At 32.5% G+C, this 18,559-nt stretch carries 20 protein-coding genes; 8 read left to right on the top strand and 12 right to left on the bottom strand.

From position 1 onward, the window contains the following. Positions 1-83: 83 nt before the first annotated feature. The 4 genes from JQN76_RS07590 to JQN76_RS07575 form a co-directional block, all read right to left on the bottom strand. Entirely contained in the window at positions 84-290 is a 207-nt protein-coding gene (locus JQN76_RS07590; protein WP_001790169.1) for a hypothetical protein, read from the bottom strand. 65 nt (positions 291-355) lie between these two features. After that, positions 356-964, bottom strand: coding sequence for an aminotransferase class IV (locus JQN76_RS07585; RefSeq protein ID WP_001175784.1), 609 nt, complete (start codon positions 962-964; stop codon positions 356-358). Continuing rightward, entirely contained in the window at positions 964-2,115 is a 1,152-nt protein-coding gene (locus JQN76_RS07580; protein WP_001217794.1) for a chorismate-binding protein, read from the bottom strand. Before JQN76_RS07580 ends, JQN76_RS07585 begins: the two co-directional genes overlap by 1 nt. Further along, the gene (locus JQN76_RS07575; RefSeq protein WP_000604515.1) at positions 2,099-2,692 is read right to left on the bottom strand and encodes an anthranilate synthase component II; all 594 of its coding nucleotides are present in this window, start codon (positions 2,690-2,692) and stop codon (positions 2,099-2,101) included. The genes JQN76_RS07580 and JQN76_RS07575 overlap by 17 nt, the downstream gene beginning before the upstream one ends. A gap of 350 nt (positions 2,693-3,042) precedes the next feature. Here JQN76_RS07575 and queC point away from each other — a divergent pair, with 350 nt between their 5' ends. The 8 genes from queC (at position 3,043) to saeS (ending at position 8,784) form a co-directional block, all read left to right on the top strand. Further along, positions 3,043-3,711 (top strand): 7-cyano-7-deazaguanine synthase QueC, encoded by a 669-nt coding sequence (gene queC / locus JQN76_RS07570; protein ID WP_000446724.1) that lies wholly within the window; start codon positions 3,043-3,045, stop codon positions 3,709-3,711. Between the two features lies 1 nt (position 3,712). Then, positions 3,713-4,132, top strand: coding sequence for a 6-carboxytetrahydropterin synthase QueD (queD, locus tag JQN76_RS07565; RefSeq protein ID WP_000941336.1), 420 nt, complete (start codon positions 3,713-3,715; stop codon positions 4,130-4,132). Between the two features lie 3 nt (positions 4,133-4,135). Next, positions 4,136-4,849 carry a 7-carboxy-7-deazaguanine synthase QueE gene (gene queE / locus JQN76_RS07560; protein ID WP_001062972.1) on the top strand — a complete coding sequence of 238 codons (714 nt, stop codon included), beginning with the start codon at positions 4,136-4,138 and terminating at the stop codon, positions 4,847-4,849. A gap of 98 nt (positions 4,850-4,947) precedes the next feature. Then, positions 4,948-5,532: a hypothetical protein gene (locus JQN76_RS07555; protein ID WP_000637687.1), complete on the top strand. Its 585-nt coding sequence runs from the start codon at positions 4,948-4,950 to the stop codon at positions 5,530-5,532. A 279-nt stretch (positions 5,533-5,811) separates the two neighbouring features. Continuing rightward, positions 5,812-6,252 carry a DM13 domain-containing protein gene (locus JQN76_RS07550; RefSeq protein WP_001093556.1) on the top strand — a complete coding sequence of 147 codons (441 nt, stop codon included), beginning with the start codon at positions 5,812-5,814 and terminating at the stop codon, positions 6,250-6,252. 342 nt (positions 6,253-6,594) lie between these two features. After that, positions 6,595-7,068 carry a DoxX family membrane protein gene (locus JQN76_RS07545; protein WP_001037807.1) on the top strand — a complete coding sequence of 158 codons (474 nt, stop codon included), beginning with the start codon at positions 6,595-6,597 and terminating at the stop codon, positions 7,066-7,068. Then, positions 7,043-7,729, top strand: coding sequence for a response regulator transcription factor SaeR (gene saeR / locus JQN76_RS07540; protein WP_000149344.1), 687 nt, complete (start codon positions 7,043-7,045; stop codon positions 7,727-7,729). The genes JQN76_RS07545 and saeR overlap by 26 nt, the downstream gene beginning before the upstream one ends. Continuing rightward, a complete protein-coding gene (saeS, locus tag JQN76_RS07535) occupies positions 7,729-8,784 on the top strand; it encodes a two-component system sensor histidine kinase SaeS (RefSeq protein ID WP_000244415.1) in 1,056 nt (351 codons plus the stop codon). The genes saeR and saeS overlap by 1 nt, the downstream gene beginning before the upstream one ends. A gap of 71 nt (positions 8,785-8,855) precedes the next feature. Here the strand turns inward: saeS and csbB are convergent, their stop codons facing one another. From csbB to ybaK, 8 genes are all read right to left on the bottom strand, one after another. Beyond that, positions 8,856-9,839, bottom strand: a complete 984-nt coding sequence (gene csbB, locus JQN76_RS07530; RefSeq protein WP_000702781.1) for a lipoteichoic acid-specific glycosylation protein CsbB — start codon at positions 9,837-9,839, stop codon at positions 8,856-8,858. Positions 9,840-9,970: 131 nt separating this feature from the next. Continuing rightward, positions 9,971-10,810 (bottom strand): aldo/keto reductase, encoded by an 840-nt coding sequence (locus tag JQN76_RS07525; protein WP_000931237.1) that lies wholly within the window; start codon positions 10,808-10,810, stop codon positions 9,971-9,973. A 221-nt stretch (positions 10,811-11,031) separates the two neighbouring features. After that, positions 11,032-12,381, bottom strand: a complete 1,350-nt coding sequence (locus JQN76_RS07520) for a hemolysin family protein (RefSeq protein WP_000450257.1) — start codon at positions 12,379-12,381, stop codon at positions 11,032-11,034. Between the two features lie 220 nt (positions 12,382-12,601). Beyond that, a complete protein-coding gene (gene nagA, locus JQN76_RS07515) occupies positions 12,602-13,783 on the bottom strand; it encodes an N-acetylglucosamine-6-phosphate deacetylase (protein WP_001292244.1) in 1,182 nt (393 codons plus the stop codon). 307 nt (positions 13,784-14,090) lie between these two features. Next, entirely contained in the window at positions 14,091-16,049 is a 1,959-nt protein-coding gene (locus tag JQN76_RS07510) for a PTS fructose transporter subunit IIABC (RefSeq protein ID WP_001266543.1), read from the bottom strand. 5 nt (positions 16,050-16,054) lie between these two features. Further along, a complete protein-coding gene (pfkB, locus tag JQN76_RS07505) occupies positions 16,055-16,975 on the bottom strand; it encodes a 1-phosphofructokinase (RefSeq protein ID WP_000640743.1) in 921 nt (306 codons plus the stop codon). Next, entirely contained in the window at positions 16,972-17,736 is a 765-nt protein-coding gene (locus tag JQN76_RS07500) for a DeoR/GlpR family DNA-binding transcription regulator (RefSeq protein WP_000972699.1), read from the bottom strand. Before JQN76_RS07500 ends, pfkB begins: the two co-directional genes overlap by 4 nt. Before the next feature lie 249 nt (positions 17,737-17,985). After that, positions 17,986-18,468: a Cys-tRNA(Pro) deacylase gene (gene ybaK / locus JQN76_RS07495; RefSeq protein WP_001107235.1), complete on the bottom strand. Its 483-nt coding sequence runs from the start codon at positions 18,466-18,468 to the stop codon at positions 17,986-17,988. Between the last annotated feature and the right edge of the window lie 91 nt (positions 18,469-18,559).

Here is an 18,559-nt window from a genome sequence, read left to right as displayed (position 1 = left end):
ACACCTCTTCAATATTTGGTTACTTTACTTTCATTTTTAATTATAGAATCGATTGAATAGTTCATTTTACCTACTCACTAAATTTACTGGTGATACATTAAATCCATTGCCCGCACAACAAAAGGCATGAGTTCGTGAATTAATGCGTATACAAGGATAAAGCTTATAACAGTAGTAATTGTTGCTATCAAACGAACAACATATATTCTATTTTCAGATAGCAATCGATTCACTAATCGATAATTTACGTATACAAGAATTAACAACAGCACAATATAAACAATAATCATATTTGGCCCCATTTAATTTTTAAATTTGTTTTCACATCATTTTCTACATTATTATCATACTAATTTTAAAGGCAAAGGTGGACATCGGCAACCTCTCGTAAACTATTTATCAAAAATAAACGTATCTCATTGTTATGATATTTATAAATCAATTCGTTTTTATTAAAGTCTTTTTCAACAAGTTTGTCACTATCTATTAAATAATCACGCATGCATCCTTTTAAGAAATCATCTTTATAACTTGGTGTGTACCATTTTCCATCCTCTTCAATGACAATGTTGCCAATATCAAATTCAAGGACCTTGCCGTCCTCTGAAGTTAGCAATATTAAATCTGTTTCATGATTGTGAGCTAAATGCTTTCGTTCTGTCGTTTTATTATTTATAAAAGTTGGATTAACTACTTTGGGCAACACTTGAAATTTTGCTGTAAAACTACTTTTCTCAGGTAAAGGTGACACTATCGTTTCAAATTCGCTTTCAACATTTAATACGATTTTAAGTCTATATTGGCCACTGTGATACTTTGTTGTTACATCGTTTAATTCATTTCGCCATGCATGTTCATCAAATTTAAAGTTTAATCGCTCAGAAGAACATTTTATGCGATTAGTATGATAAGTAAGTCTAGGGATATGTCCATTATCAATTTTCATTGTTTCAAATAATTGCATTATAACATCTCCAAAATCTTGGTTTTTGCGTAAAATTCATTTACTTCATCTTTTGGCTTAGAATCAATTGTAATACCTGCTCCGACTCCATAAATCGCTTGTCCATATTTATACTCAATAGTACGAATCGGAATATTAAAAATCATTTTATCATCTTCAGTTGGAAGTAATAGTCCAATTGCTCCGCAGTATATACCACGAGGTGAACTTTCTAATTGTTTAATATATTTCATTGTATTCAGTTTCGGTGCACCTGTAATCGAACCACAAGGAAATAACGATGTTAAAATTTGAGTTAAGTCTGTATTAATTTTTAAAGTTCCACTTACCATCGAAGTCATTTGAAATACAGTTTTATATGCCTCAATAAAAAATAGTTTATACACCTTAATTGAGCCACTCTGTGATATTCTCCCTATATCGTTTCTTAGTAAATCAACAATCATGACATTTTCTGCACGATCTTTCGAAGAAGTTTGCAATGTTTTATAATACTGTTGATCTTCAGCTTCCGTTTTACCTCTAGGCATTGTCCCTTTCATCGGTTTGCTTATGATAACGTTATCGACATTGTTAAATTGTCCTTTTTGAAAAAATAATTCTGGTGAGATAGACGCTACTTGGATTTCATCAGTTTGTAATAACGCAGTATAATTACCATTACTAAATTGAGTTAATCGTTCATATAAAGTACTAATAGGATAATAAATGTTATCCGTTAAGCGCGCCGTATAGTTCACTTGATACGTTTCGCCTTCAACAATTGCTTGTTGGACACGTTTAATATTAGTCATCATAACCTCAGAAGATTCAACAAATGAAAAATGATGCTTTGATACATAAGAAGTTTGATGTTCATATGTTGAATTTATGCTTTCCGCTTTTTCAAAACTATAAGCTACTGCATAAATATCATCTTTAGCTAATGAATGTGTACACATAACATGATTAAAATACTTTGCCGCTTCGTAACTTAAATATAACGAGACATATCTACCTTGTCGTTGCTGCGCTTGTGCAAAGTGTATCACTTCTCCCACATCAGCCAACTTAGTAGCAACATACTTCTTTATAAACCCCTTTAATTGAATATGGTATTGCTTATATTCATTTTCAGTTAAATAGTAGCGATAATTATATTCTATTCTCACAGTAATCACCTACCTTCGATAAAAATAATTCAACTTGTCGATAACCGTATTCACTCAAAATAGATTCAGGATGATATTGCACACCAAAAACTGGAAATGTAATATGCTCAAATGCCATAATAATCGCTTCATCGTTTTTGGCTGTAATCTTTAAGCAATTTGGAAAAGTCGCTCCGTCAGCAATTAATGAATGATAACGCATTACATTGAAATTTTGAGGCAGTCCTTGAAAAATACCTTCATTGGTATGGCGTAACTGTGTAGTATGTCCGTGTACAGGATGATAGCCGTGAATGATATTTCCACCAAAATAAGACACGATACATTGAAATCCTAAACATACACCTAGTATAGGTACACGCTGATAAAATTGTTCTAACACTTCATTCAAGATAGGATAATCATCCGGATTACCCGGCCCAGGCGAAATAACAATTGCTTTTGGCTTCATATTAATGACGTCTTCTATCAGCAGATTATCAATACCAACAACTTGAACTGTTAGTTTCGTTTGAGTCTTAATATAGTCTATTAAATTATATGTAAATGAATCATTATTATCTATGACTAGAATCATTGTATACTCCGTTCTAAATGTGTTTTATTTTTATAATATGTATTGGATGTAGCTAAAACTTTAAAAGCATTGTCATTATCCTGACCTTGATTTTAACTAATATATGGTATATTCTATTCATCGTACATAAATGAATATCAGAGGTTCCTAGCTGAAACCCTCTATAAAAAACTAGACATTGAAATTTCAAACATTCGTTGGTAAACCTTTAATATATATTATAGGAGCAACCCATTTCTTTCGTCTATCTTTTATGGAGATAGGCTTTTTTTATTTTATAAATTAAAAACGGGCTTATCAATGCCATTAACCTCTTTATTAATATTATTAATGATAGGAGCAATTACAAAATGGAAAGTGTATTAAATAATGAAAAAGCCATCGTTGTCTTTAGTGGTGGTCAAGACAGTACAACATGTCTCTTTTATGCAAAAAAACATTTCAAAGAAGTTGAACTCGTAACGTTTAATTATGGCCAAAGACATGATACTGAAATTGAAGTCGCAAAACAAATTGCACAAGATCAAGGAATGAAACATCACGTTTTAGATATGTCATTATTATCACAACTTACTCCAAACGCATTAACACAACATGATATGGAAATTACTAATAATGAAGATGGTATACCTAATACATTTGTTCCAGCTAGAAATTTACTTTTCTTATCGTTTGCAGGCGCTCTAGCTTATCAAATTGGGGCTAAGCATATTATTACAGGCGTATGTGAAACAGACTTTTCAGGCTACCCAGACTGTCGTGATAGTTTTATAAAATCAATGAACGTAACATTAAGCCTAGCTATGGACAAAGATTTTGTCATTCATACTCCTTTAATGTGGTTAAACAAAGCAGAAACGTGGAAATTAAGTGATGAACTCGAAGTTTTAGATTATATTCGTACAAAAACATTAACATGCTATAACGGTATCATTGGGGATGGCTGTGGTGAATGTCCAGCTTGTCATTTACGTCAACGTGGACTAAATCAATATCTTGAAAGTAAAGGAGCGCTTTAAAATGTTACAACAAATCTATCCTAGTACAACGCATCCATATCAATTCGAATTAAATAAAGATTTTAATTTTTCGGCTGCACATCACATTCCGTGTGAAGAAGCAGGTATTTGTCAAAATGTCCATGGTCATACTTACTTTGTTAATTTAACAATTGTCGGTGATAAACTAGATGACACTGGCTTCTTAGTGAACTTTAGCCATTTGAAAAAGATGATACACGGTAAATTTGACCATCAACTGTTAAATAACTTACCTGCTTTTAAAAACAAAATCCCTTCAACTGAAATCGTAGCGGAAACAATTTATCAAATTGTTAAAGAAAATTTGGCATCGCTCGAACACCAACCAAAATGTATTCAAGTATTTGTAAGAGAAACACCAACAAGTTATGTTGTATTTAGACCAAAGGAACAGGTGTAACTAATGGCTAAAATTCCTGTACTCGAAATATTCGGTCCAACCATTCAAGGTGAAGGTCGAGTAATCGGTAGAAAAACGATGTTTGTGAGAACAGCTGGATGTGATTATCGCTGTAGCTGGTGTGATTCTGCATTTACTTGGGATGGTAGTGCTAAAGGCGATATAAAACTCATGACCGCTGAAGAAATTTATGATGAATTAAAACGAATTGGTGGCGATTTATTTAACCACGTTACAATTTCTGGTGGTAACCCAGCATTAATTAAAGGTATCCAAGAGTTAGTTGACTTATTTCAAGATAAAGGTATTTTCAGCGCACTGGAGACACAAGGCAGTAAATTCCAACCTTGGATGACACAAATTGATGATTTAACGATTAGTCCAAAACCACCAAGTTCAACTATGACACCTGATTTAAAAAAGTTAGATGAAGTGATTACACAATGCGTACCTTCCTCATTAAACTTAAAAGTAGTTGTATTCGACGATAAAGATTATGATTTTGCCAAAATGATACACCACCGTTATCCAGATATTCCCTTCTATTTACAAGTTGGTAACCCATATTTATCAGACAGCGTAGATAATCATACCGAAAAGTTGTTAGAACGCTACGAGCAGTTGGTGGATTTAGTTATGCAAAGTAATGATATGAATCACGTTTATGTGTTACCACAACTTCATACATTACTTTGGAGTAATAAAAAAGGTGTATAAAGGATAACTTATTTTACTTTTTACAAGTCATATCTAATGAATAACAATATATTAATTGATATAATAGTTGATTGAAGTATAACGAACAGGAGTCCATCATGATTGTATATATATTAATTAATATTGCTATCGTCGTACTTATAACTGGATTCAATTTATATAGGCATCAAATGCAACATTTATCATTAAGTGCAATGTTGTTATCTATTACGATAAACGCCTTTATAAATACATTCATAATTGATAAATATAACTTTATTACTCTGTGTACTATAACGATGTTTATCATTTGGACGATACTACAGTTTTACATTGATAAAAAATTAAAACCTGTATACATTACAGACCAAAAATTTATTGCTATCATATTAACGATTGTTGTCAGTTTAACGCAACGTGTTACCGACTTTTCAAGTACACAATCAATATATATGTCTATTCCATTTTTAGCCCCTGCCATTTTCATCATTGGTGGTATTATGTTGTTTATTTCAACATTTAATAGCTTAGATGAAACTGCTGAAAATAATAACAAAATAAAGAAACTAATGATTAAAGGACTTATCATTATTAACATTTCATTTATCGTTATGATGGTTTTAACACCATATTGGTACTTGTATTTAATCGTCTATCTTATTTTCTTGTTGTTTTTATTGTGGCAAAAGGTTTATAAATTTTAATACCAAAACTATTAAACACTTCTGATATTCTTAGTTCAAAATATCAGAAGTGTTTTATAGTGTTATCTAGTTCAGATAAATATTTCCTTACTTAAAAAAACGCCCTCCTCTTATTTTGACCCCTATTTATTTAAATCAGACAATTATTTTCATTTTCAAATTATTCTTTCTTCAATATTAGTTAAGCGATATTTAAACGAAGTTAAGAATTAGTTAATGGCATATTATTTGCCTTCATTTTAAACTTAACTTATCAAATTGAAGAAATGAGGAGTTAGCATGAATACAAAATATTTTTTAGCAGTTGGTGCTGTTGCCGCTGTATTAACTTTAGGCGCTTGTGGTAATTCTAATTCACAAGATCAAGGTAACAAAACTGAACAAAAAACAAAGTCAGAAGATAGCAATGTTAAAACTGATAAAACAAAACACCTAACAGGTACATTCAGTTCTAAAAACGGTGAAACTGTTGAAGGTAAAGCTGAGATTAAAAATGGTAAATTAATGCTTACTAACTACAAATCATCAAAAGGTCCAGATTTATACGTCTACCTAACAAAAAATGGCGACATTAAAAACGGTAAAGAAATCGCAATGGTTGACTACGATAAAGAAAAACAAACATTTGATCTTAAAAATGTAGATTTAAGCAAATATGATGAAGTAACAATCTATTGTAAAAAAGCTCACGTCATCTTCGGCGGCGCTAAATTAAAATAATCAATTTCTGAGTTAAACTTTTATTTACAACATACTATTACTATACATTACAAATTTCAAAAATATACATTACACTCATTACTCAATGGAAAGCGTATGATTTCACAGCCCCCCCTAGCTTGTAGAAATCATACTTTCCTTTTTTCAATATATATACAACTATTAAATCCCATAAGATTGTAGAGCACATAAGTAAATTTTTTTAGAGCTTGAGGTTTGTTTAGCTTAAGCAGCCCATGAGCTCAAACACTTCCTGTTCACATAACACTACAAATCGCATTATGTTGCTTAATCTTATGTTTATATAAATTACACACAATAAATAGAAAGAATGTGAACATCATGAATAAATTATTGCTACTCGTTACATTTATCATTCGTGTGGGTTCAGGTATTGTTATGTTAATGCAAGGCTACGAAAAATTAACGGGCGGATTTACGCTGAAAGGTTTAGTACCAGTCATCGCTAACAATACTGATTCACCAGAGTGGTATAAGTGGTTTTTCGCAAATATAGTTGCACATACGACGTCATTATTTGATATTGTTGTCCCACTCGGAGAGATTGCAATTGGATTAGGTTTAATTTTTGGAGTTTTTGCATATGCTGCTAGTTTCTTTGGAGCCTTTGTTATGATAAATTATATCTTAGCAGATATGATATTTACGTATCCTCTTCAATTAACTTTCTTTATCCTTTTACTAATGAGTCACTCATTGTTAAAACAGATTTCACTTAAAGAAATCATTAATTACTTTAGAGGTCGTAAGAACAGAGGTGAAAAAATAGATGACCCACTTACTGATCGTGGATGATGAACAAGACATTGTAGACATTTGTCAAACCTATTTTGAATATGAAGGTTACAAAGTAACAACGACAACTAGCGGTAAAGAAGCAATTTCTTTACTATCAAATGATATTGATATCATGGTACTTGATATCATGATGCCAGAAGTTAATGGTTACGACATTGTCAAAGAAATGAAAAGGCAAAAATTAGATATCCCCTTTATCTATTTAACTGCCAAAACACAAGAACATGATACCATTTACGCCTTAACTTTAGGTGCAGATGACTATGTCAAAAAACCATTTAGTCCAAGGGAACTCGTTTTACGTATTAATAATTTACTTACAAGAATGAAGAAATACCATCATCAACCAGTTGAACAACTGTCGTTTGATGAATTAACACTTATTAACTTAAGTAAAGTTGTGACTGTAAATGGTCACGAAGTCCCTATGCGTATTAAGGAATTTGAGTTATTGTGGTATTTAGCTTCTAGAGAAAATGAAGTTATTTCTAAATCAGAATTACTTGAAAAAGTTTGGGGATATGACTATTACGAAGATGCTAATACCGTGAATGTCCATATACACCGTATTAGAGAAAAATTAGAAAAAGAGAGCTTTACAACATATACCATCACAACTGTATGGGGATTAGGATATAAATTTGAAAGGAGCCGATAATGGTGTTATCAATTAGAAGTCAAATCATTATTGGCGTCGTATCGAGTATACTATTAACTTCAACTATTTTAGCAATTGCATATATTTTAATGTGGTTTAACGGCCATATGACACTAACTTTGACCTTAACGACAATAATTACAAGCTGTTTAACCTTATTAATATGTAGTATTTTTATTAATCCACTTATACAAAAAATTAAGCAGTTTAATATAAAAACTAAGCAATTTGCTAACGGAAATTACGCAAGCAATGATAAAACGTTTAATTCACCAAAAGAAATTTATGAATTAAATCAATCTTTTAATAAAATGGCTTCTGAAATTACGCAACAAATGAATCAAATTAAATCCGAACAACAAGAAAAAACAGAACTGATTCAAAACTTAGCCCATGATTTAAAAACACCTTTAGCAAGCATTATTTCATATTCTGAAGGACTACGTGATGGTATAATCACTAAGGATCATGAGATTAAAGAGTCATACGACATATTAATTAAACAAGCAAACAGATTATCAACATTATTTGATGATATGACTCATATTATCACTTTAAATACAGGTAAAACATATCCCCCAGAATTAATACAACTAGACCAATTACTTGTATCAATATTGCAACCATATGAGCAACGTATCAAACATGAAAACCGCACATTAGAAGTGAATTTCTGTAGCGAAATTGATGCATTTTATCAATATCGAACGCCACTTGAGCGTATTTTAACAAACTTACTTGATAATGCGCTAAAATTTTCAAATGTTGGTAGTCGCATTGATATTAATATTAGTGAAAACAAAGATCAAGATACTATCGACATTGCTATTAGCGATGAAGGTATTGGCATTATACCAGAACTACAAGAACGTATATTCGAACGTACATTCAGAGTAGAAAACTCTCGTAATACAAAAACGGGTGGTTCTGGATTAGGCTTATATATAGCTAATGAACTCGCGCAACAAAATAACGCAAAAATCAGTGTAAGCAGTGATATAGATGTAGGAACTACGATGACTGTAACATTACACAAATTAGACATTACGTCATAATCCGATTTATTTATAAAATAAAATGCAAAGACTAAAAAGAAGCTCCCATTAATGAGGGCTTCTTTTTTTGTTTATTTAGAATAAACTTTATGGGTATCCTTCTCATCATTTTCAATACTTGAAAGATTTGTAGCTTGAATAATATATTTAGGACGTGCCTTAACTTCATAATATATCCTGCCAATATATTCACCTACAACACCAATTGAAATTAACTGTATGCCGCCTAATAATAAAATAGCTGCAATCGTTGAAAAATATCCTGGAATATTAACACCAGATATCATAATATTGATGAATAAATAGATAATATATAGCACGCTTATTGAAAAGATAAACAAGCCAAGATAAATCATCATTCTCAAAGGTTTACTATTAAAGGAAATCAATCCATCAATACCATAATTAAATAACTTTTTAAAGGACCACTTAGATTCCCCTTTTTGTCTCTCAACATTTTGATACGTAAACACTTTAGTATTATAGCCTATCCATTCAAATAACCCTTTTGAAAATCGATTATATTCTTCAAGTGATGCAATGGATTTAACAGCTCTTTGGCTTAAAAGTCTAAAATCACCAACACCATCATCAAATTGTACTTCTTCTACAAAGCAATTAACTAACTTATAGTACAAATGGCTTAATGTTTTGCGACTAAAATTTTCACCACTTCTATCACGCTTTGCAATCACTTGATCATAGCCTTCCATAAAACCTTCAACCATTTTTGGAATATATTCAGGTGGATGTTGCAAATCACAATCTATCATGATGACTGCATCAAATTCAGTACTATGCTGGTAACCTGCAATCATAGCTGCTTCTTTTCCAAAATTTCTGCTAAAAGAAATAAAGCTGACATGTCTATCTATTGTGGCAAGATGTTGCATTTCATCTATAGTGGTATCCGTACTACCATCATCTATGAAAAGCATATTATAATCATAGCCTTTCACACTACTATCTTGTGAAAGTATTTCAGTTAATTGTTGATGTGTTTGTGTAATGACTTCCCCTTCATTAAAACAAGGAATGACGACTCTAATTTTCATCTATGTCCATCCTTTTTATTTAAAAGATTTTGAATGTACCTGAGTATTGTTTTATCAAATAGTAAAAACCAACTCATTTATTTTAATGTACACATTAAAAGGCATTCATAAACGTAAAATTTAACATCCAGTTATTTTAAATCCCCAATTTTCACATCATCTGGATTTTTACCTTGTCTTGCATTTCTATTTAAAGCATCAATTTCAGCTACTTCTGTTAATTCTAAATTAAAATCTAAAATATCTATATTTTCTTGAATGCGTTTAGGTGTCTGAGATTTTGGAATAATAATTCTATTGTGTGCTAAATGCCAACGCAATACAACTTGTGCTGGTGTTTTATGATATTTTTCAGCAATTTTAACAATAACAGGGTCGTCTAGTAGTCCTCTATTTCTCATCAAAGGCATCCATGCAGTCACTTTAATATCGTGACGATCACAAAATTCTTGTAATTCTTGTTGGTTAAAATATGGATGTACCTCAATTTGATTCACCATTGGTTTGATACTTGATTGAGCCATTAATTTTTCTAGATGATGAACATTAAAATTACATACACCTATTGCTTTTACCTTACCTTGCTCGTAAAGTTCTTCCATAGCTTTATATGTTTCTAAAAATAGACCATCTGCTTCACAAGGCCAATGTATTAGAAATAAATCAAGATAATCAGTTTGTAAATTTTCAATCGATTTGTTGAAATATTCGAATGTTTTCTCATAACCTTGATAGTCATTCCATAACTTCGTTGTTATAAACAAATCTTCTCTATCGACGCCATTATCCTTTAATGCTCGTCCTAGTGAAGCCTCATTATCATAAAAGTATGCTGTATCAAACGCTCTATAGCCTGCGTCAATTGCAGCATTTACAACTTTAGTCATATCTTCGTCAGAGATTTTATAAACACCTAACCCAACTGAAGGCATCGGGTATCCATTATTTAATATTTGTATCTCATTCAACATCTTTATATCTCTCCAATCTATATATCTTTTATATCTTTACATTACCCTAAATTTTTCAACAAACTCAATTAATACGAATTATCGCTTTCAATAAAAAATATTCATTAAATCATTAAAGATATTAAGTTCCAATACTATTTTCACTTTTCATTAATTTTAGTCAAAAAAATAACCAACCAAAAATGAATTAAATCATTCTTAGTTGGTTTATATATTAATATCTATTCTGATTTTTCATCTTCATCAGACTGTCCGATAGTAGGTCTCGCTTCATTAAATTCATAGTTTAATATCACCCAAATAATTTGGTGGTTATCGATTTCTGAAACAACCCAGCGATCATAAGTTGTATCCACGTAATCATCTTTTTGTAAATTGGTATTACGAGATTGTAACCATCCACCTATCGTATCAATATCCTCAGAGTCATCAAATTCTATACCGAACTCTTCAGTTAAATCATCCAATAGTACTCTACCATTTACTTGGAATGTCTTATTATCAATTTTAACGATATCATTCACTTCATCATCATCAAATTCATCACGAATTTCCCCAACGATTTCTTCTAAAATATCTTCCATCGTTAAAATACCTGCCGTTCCACCATATTCATCTATAATAAGACTCATATGTACATGTTCACGTTGCATTCTAATTAATGCATCACTGATACGTGTTGTCTCTGAAATCATTGGCAACTCATGTATATAGTTTGCTATTTTAATCGTTTTTCCAGAAGCGTATTCAGTTAAAAATTCTTTGACGTTAATAAATCCTTTAATGTGGTCTTTATCACCATCATCAGTAATTGGATAACGCGTAAATTGATGTTCTTTTATTGTTTCTAGTAATTCGTCTACATTAAAAGGTTCATTTAGTGTAATCATTTGAGTTCTAGGTACCATTATATCTTTTGCATGTCTTTCATCGAATGAAAAGATATTTTGCATATATGCCAATTCAGTTTGGTTGATTTCTCCACCATTATAACTATTGTTAATAATAATTTTGATTTCTTCTTCTGACATTGCATCAGTTTGGGCATCAGGATTTACACCAAACATTCTAATAATAACACGTGCAGAACCATTCATCAGCCAAATCAATGGTTTCATAATGTTACCGAAATAGAACAATGGTCTTGCATATACTAAAGCAAGCTTTTCAGTATGTTGAATCGCTATAGATTTAGGCGCTAATTCACCAAGTACTACATGCAAATACGTAACGATTATAAATGACACTGCAAACGAAATCGTCGTCGTTAATGCAGTTGGTAAATTGATTGCTTCAAATATTGGGTGTAATAGCTTTTCAAACGTTGGTTCACCAAGCCAACCTAACCCTAAAGATGTTACTGTTATACCTAACTGACAAGCAGAAAGATAATAATCTAGATTAGCAATCATCTTTTTTACTATTTTAGCAGGTTTATTTCCTTCATCTGCTAGCTGTTCAATTCTTGTTGCTCTAATTTTTACTAATGCAAATTCTGAACCAACAAATACAGTGGTTAATGCAATTAATAGAATAAATATAATCAAACTAATTATGGTCGAAGTTTCCAATTAATTCCCTATTTCTAGGGATTCACCTCCATGTTATATGTGTCACTCATGGGTAACACGCATTCAAATTTATCACTATGACTTAAATTACAACTACATGTTATCGCCTTCCCATTTAGACACCCCCAGAAAAAAATGTTATTGCTTCTATTTTATCATAATATAAAGTGCTTATGTTAACAGATTAAATCTATTGCATACATTTAATTATGATTATTTATTAGCTAAATGTGTGAACCTTACCTTGTTTTATTGTAGATTTTACATTCATATCATCATCTAGAATAACAAGATCTGCATCCTTATTTACTTTAATACTACCTTTTCTATCATCGATACCTAATGCAATGGCTTGATTTAAACTTGTTACTCGCCATAAATGATCTAATGTATCACCTGTAAATGATATTAAGTTACGTAACCCATGATTCATTTTTAAAATACTACCAGCAAGCGCACCATTTGCAAGACGTGCTTGTTGCGATTGAACAGTTACTTTTTGTCCACCCAAATCATATTCTCCTTCAGGCATACCTTTTGCACGCATTGCATCGGTAATTAAATAAAAACGTTCATTACCTTTCATACGGTAAGCAATAGCAACCGATGCCGGATGAGAATGTGTGCCATCAACAATCATTTCGGTATGTAGAGCATCATTCAACCATGCTGCTCCAAAAACACCTGGTTCTCTATGCTGGAATGGCGTCGCTGCATTATATAAATGCGTGACATGTTTAGCTCCTCGCTCAACAGCTTCGACTGCTTCTTCGTATGTTGCCACTGTATGACCAATTGAAAAAATAATGTCATCTTTATACGTTTCAAGCGCTTCTTTTGCACCTTCAACTTCAGGTGCAAACGTCATAATCTTTATTAATCTGTTAGCAGTCTCTTGAAAATGTTTAATTTTATCGATAAATGGGCGTACAACGTATTGCGGATGTTGAGCACCAACTTTATTTTCAGATATAAATGGTCCTTCTAAATGTATACCTACAATTTCCGCTGCATTGTGAACATCTTGCTCCGCTTCATATTTAGCAATATTTGTAAGTGCTTTATCTATTTTATCAGTAGATTGCGTCATTGTAGTGGCCAAGTATGATGTCGTCCCTTCAGATAACAAATTTTCGGATAGATATTTTAAGCCATCGTATGACCCATCCATTGCATCTTGACCATAACCACCATGAATATGTATATCAATAAAACCTGGTAATACATGATGACCTTTAGCATCAATCACTTGAATTTTATTTGTCGTATCATTATCAATTACTGCTTTATCATCCCCTTCTCCAATTGCAACAATCTGTCCATCTTTCACATGAATGTAACCATTATCGATTTTGCCATCTTCAGTATAAACTTTGCCGTTATATATAATTAATTCTGACACGTATAAACCCTTCTTTATTTATAAATTTTCACTTTAAGACACTCATATTTTACTATATCTGCTTCGTTTGGCATAACTTTTTGCAAAATATTAAAAAAGTCTATACATTTGTGGTGTCTATTTCTTCATTCATTTATCTAAAAATAAAAACACCTTCATATCAATTCATAAAAACTGAATTAATAGAAAGTGTTTTTACAGCTTTGTATAAGCTACCGTTAACACGATGTATAAAACTAACATATATTCATTGAACTTACAACTTAATATGAAGCTCTTTGCTAACAATCATTTTACATCATTAAAACTACTCGTCCATTGATTTTGAAGCTTCGATTTCTGTTTCAGTTAACTTGGGTTTGATTAAACCGTAAATTAATGCTGAAACTAATGTACCAACTAGAAGTGCAATAAGAGTTTGAAGTAAGTGTGCACCATCCGTACCAACAATTACAATAATACCACCATGTGGCGCAGTAATTCGTGAACCTAAGCCTAAAGCAATTGCGCCACCTATACCTGAACCAATCATCATTGAAGGAATAACACGTAATGGATCGGCAGCTGCAAATGGAATCGCACCTTCTGTAATAAAGGACATACCCATCACATAGTTAGGGATAATTGAACCACGTTGTTCTTTTGTAAATTTACGTCTGAAAATTAACATCGCTGTCGCAATTGCTAACGGTGGAATCATACCACCAATCATTGCAGCTGTAATTGGTGCTGCATTACCTTCAATCAACGCACCTGTTGCAAAAACATATGCCGCTTTGTTGAATGGACCGCCCATATCAATCGCCATCATAGCGCCAATAACTAAACCTAATAATACAATATTAGAACCTGATAAATTGTTTAATCCATCTAATAACAAATGATTTAACCAAGATGCTGGTGGATTAAAGGCATAAATCATCAATAAGCCTGTAGCTGTTACTGTCAATAGTGGATAAATTAATGTTGGTTTTAATCCCTCTAATGCTTGTGGTAACTTACGTGTCATCGCTTTAACACTTTGTGTTAAGTAACCTGCTAAGAAACCTGCAATAATACCACCAATAAATCCTGAACCACCTGAAATTGCTAACATACCACCTACAAGACCTGAAGCGAAACCAGGTTTATCCGCAATACTACGTGCAATGAATCCAGATAAAATTGGAATGATTAACGCGAATGCACTTTTACTACCTATGTTCCAAAGCTGCTCTGCAAACGCATTGTACTCTGAGCTTTTTGGATTAAATGAATTTGCTCCAAATAAAAATACAATTGCCATTAAAATACCACCAGATATTACAAGTGGCAACATGTTAGAAACACCGTTCATTAAGTGTTTATAGAAAGCTTTACCTGGGCTTAATTTTTCTTGACTGTCATTTGAGTTACCTTTTCTTTGACCATCACGGGCAACAAAAGGTTTACGACTTGTATCTAATGCTTTATTAATTAATTCTTCTGGGCGTTTAATACCATCTGCTACTGGTACTTCTACGACATTTTTACCATCGAAGCGATCCGTCTCAACATGAACATCAGCAGCAACAATGATACCTGTTGCATTTTCAATATCTTGTTCAGTTAAATGGTTTTTAATGCCGCTTGAACCGTTCGTTTCAACTTTAATTTTAATACCCATTTTATCCGCTTGCTTTTTCAATGCATCACGTGCCATATATGTGTGTGCAATACCTGTTGGACAAGCAGTTACTGCTAACACATATGGCTCATTAGATTGTTTAGATGATTGTTCTGCAGTTGCAACTTGTTGTGCTTCAGCTTCTGCCTCTTCTTCTTTTGTCACTTCATCATCAGCCTCATCTATGATCGCTAGTACTTCTTCAGGTGATGAAGCATGTAATAATTTCTCACGTACATTTTCATCCATTAAAATACCAGACAACTTAGCTAAAGCATCTAGATGTGTTTGGGCGCCACCTTCTGGCGCTGCAATCATAAAGAATAAGTGTGCTGGTTGCATATCCAAACTTTGATAATCTACGCCTGCTTTAGATTTACCAAACGCAATAGCTGGTGACTTAACTGCGGCCACTTTGGCATGTGGAATGGCAATACCTTCGCCGATACCAGTTGTACTTTGTGATTCTCGATTGTGAATCGCTTCCTTAAATGACGCGACATCACTTAATTTACCTGCTTTGTCTAATTGATTTACTAACTCATCAATAACACCATTTTTGTCATTTGCCATTAAATCCATTGCTATCGTATCTTTTGTTAATAACTCTGTTACTCTCATTATTTTCACTCCCCATCAAGTACGCTAATCGTAACTTGTGATTTTATTTTTTCTATAGCGTCCCGTGTTGCTAAGTCCTCATCAAATGCCGTGGCAGTACCGCATGCGACTGCTTGTTGGAATGCTTTTTCAATCGTTAAACCTGAAGCAATTCCAGCCACCATGCCTGCAACTGTACTATCACCAGAGCCAACTGTATTAACCACTTTCCCTTGTGGATTAACTGCTTTAATACTGATTTCTTTATCAATATAAATAGCACCATCACCGCCAAGCGAGACAATAACAGATTGCGCACCTTTATCAACTAACAAACGACCATATTTAATAACATCTGTGTCTGAGTTCACTGTTGTATTAAACATCACTTCTAATTCATCTTTATTAGGTTTAATAAATAGTGGATGATATGGTAAAACGCTTTCAGCCAATTCTTTTTCAGCGTCGACTACTAATTTAGCACCTGTCTGTGCTGTAATTTGTGCAATTTGCGCATACGCATCGCTTGGAATACTACTTGGTACACTTCCAGCAACAATAACTATATCTTCGCTTGTTGTATTTTTAATTTGTTGTAACAGTTGTTCAAATTGTGTTGACGTTATATGAGGACCCGGTGCATTGATTTCTGTTTCTTGTCCTGTTTTTAATTTCACATTAATACGTGTATCTTCATCAACTTCAATAAAATTCGATTGAATTGCACTGTTATTTAATGTATCTATAATGAATTTCCCAGGAAATCCACCTGCAAATCCCAAGGCAGTTGACTCAACATCCAATGTCTTTAAGACGCGCGAGACATTAATACCTTTCCCCCCAGCGAATTTATATGTTGCTGTTGCTCTGTTCAAACCATCAATTTTAAAATCATTCGTAAAAATGACATAGTCAATTGAAGGATTGAAAGTCACTGTATAAATCATAAAGTCCCTCCTATAAAGTGATACTTTTGTTGGTATTCTTTTAACGATTCTTGATTTAATGCTTTTTCAGATGTGATGATTGTCGTACTTTCTAGCAAAGGTACACGAGCAAAATATACTTTATTAAACTTAGAATGATCTATAAGTACAAATGATTGATTGGCTAATGACATTGCTGTTTGTTTAACTAATGCCTCTTGCTCATCGGGAGTAGTTAATCCAAGTTCAATATCTAATCCATTCATCCCGATAAAAGCTTTATCGAAACAATATCGTCTTAATATCTCCATAGCACTAGAACCAATCGTAGCAAGTGTATTTTCTTTAACTTGACCACCTAGCATAATTGTTTTAATACCTTTTTTAAGTAAAGCTTCTACATGTGTTAAACCATTGGTTACCACAATGATATCTTTCGCTTGAATATATTTAATTAGCTCCAATGTAGATGAACCAGCATCGATAAATAAGCATTCATTATCGTTGATTTGATTAGCTGCTATTTTAGCAATCATTTTCTTTTCATCAAGATTCGTTGCTAATTTTTCAGTTAAATTCGCCTCAACCATACGATTTTCTTTTAACATTGCACCACCATGCACACGTTGCAATTTCCCTAATTGTTGTAGTTTAGATAAATCTCTTCGTATTGTTGAAGCACTGCAACCAGTTCGATCTATTAATTCTTGTAAAGTCAAAAAATCTTTGTGCGAAAGTTCTTCTAATATTAACTCGTGTCTTTTTTCAGTAATTATCATCATCACCCCATCTCACTTTGTATTATAATGAGTACGCTTTCACTTTTCAATCATAAATTACCAAAAACAATCACAAACAATCAAATTGTGACGATAAAATTACATTTTTATGTTCAAATACTCATTTGTAATGACTGTTTATGATCGTAAAATGCTAATTCAATCAAAAAGGAGTGTGGCAGAAATGAATTTTATAAAAATTTCATCTCTGTCACACTCCGAATCTTGCCCCATACTTTTTGTTGTTATTAATCATTCATGGATAACTGCTCCAATTTTGCCTTTAGTTATTGTAATCAAATCCTCAACAGCTATTGTGATTTGCATTGTTCGAAGCCCACCACTCACACTGATATGACTATAATTTTCACAGGATTTGTCAACGACTGTTGGAAACAATGTTTTCATACCAACAGGCGAACACCCACCACGAATGTATCCCGTTACATTTTTCAAATTATCTAAAGGCATAAGCTGCAATTTCTTCTCTCCAACCAAAGCAGCTGCCTTTTTCATATCTAAAGTTTCACTTACTGGGATAACAAATACAAAATGTTCATGTTTTGTATTTTCTAGAACAAGCGTTTTAAATACTGTTTTAACATTTGCTTGTATGAGTTCTGCGACTTCTGCACCCGATAAATGTTCTTCTGGTACCTCAAAGCTATGAACTTCGTATTTAATTTTTGCACGATCAAGCATACGCATCGCGTTCGTTTTCTTATTTTTAGCCATTTCAACACCTCATTTATACTTCTTCAGAACTATATTAACATTTTAAAATACATTACGGATTGGTTGATTTTGACATAACATTTACATCATT

This window comes from Staphylococcus sp. SM3655 (assembly GCF_016917315.1).
Classification (GTDB): Bacteria; Bacillota; Bacilli; order Staphylococcales; family Staphylococcaceae; genus Staphylococcus; species Staphylococcus aureus.
The sequence above is the reverse complement of the archived record's forward strand: the minus strand, read 5'-3'. Positions and strand labels throughout refer to the sequence as shown.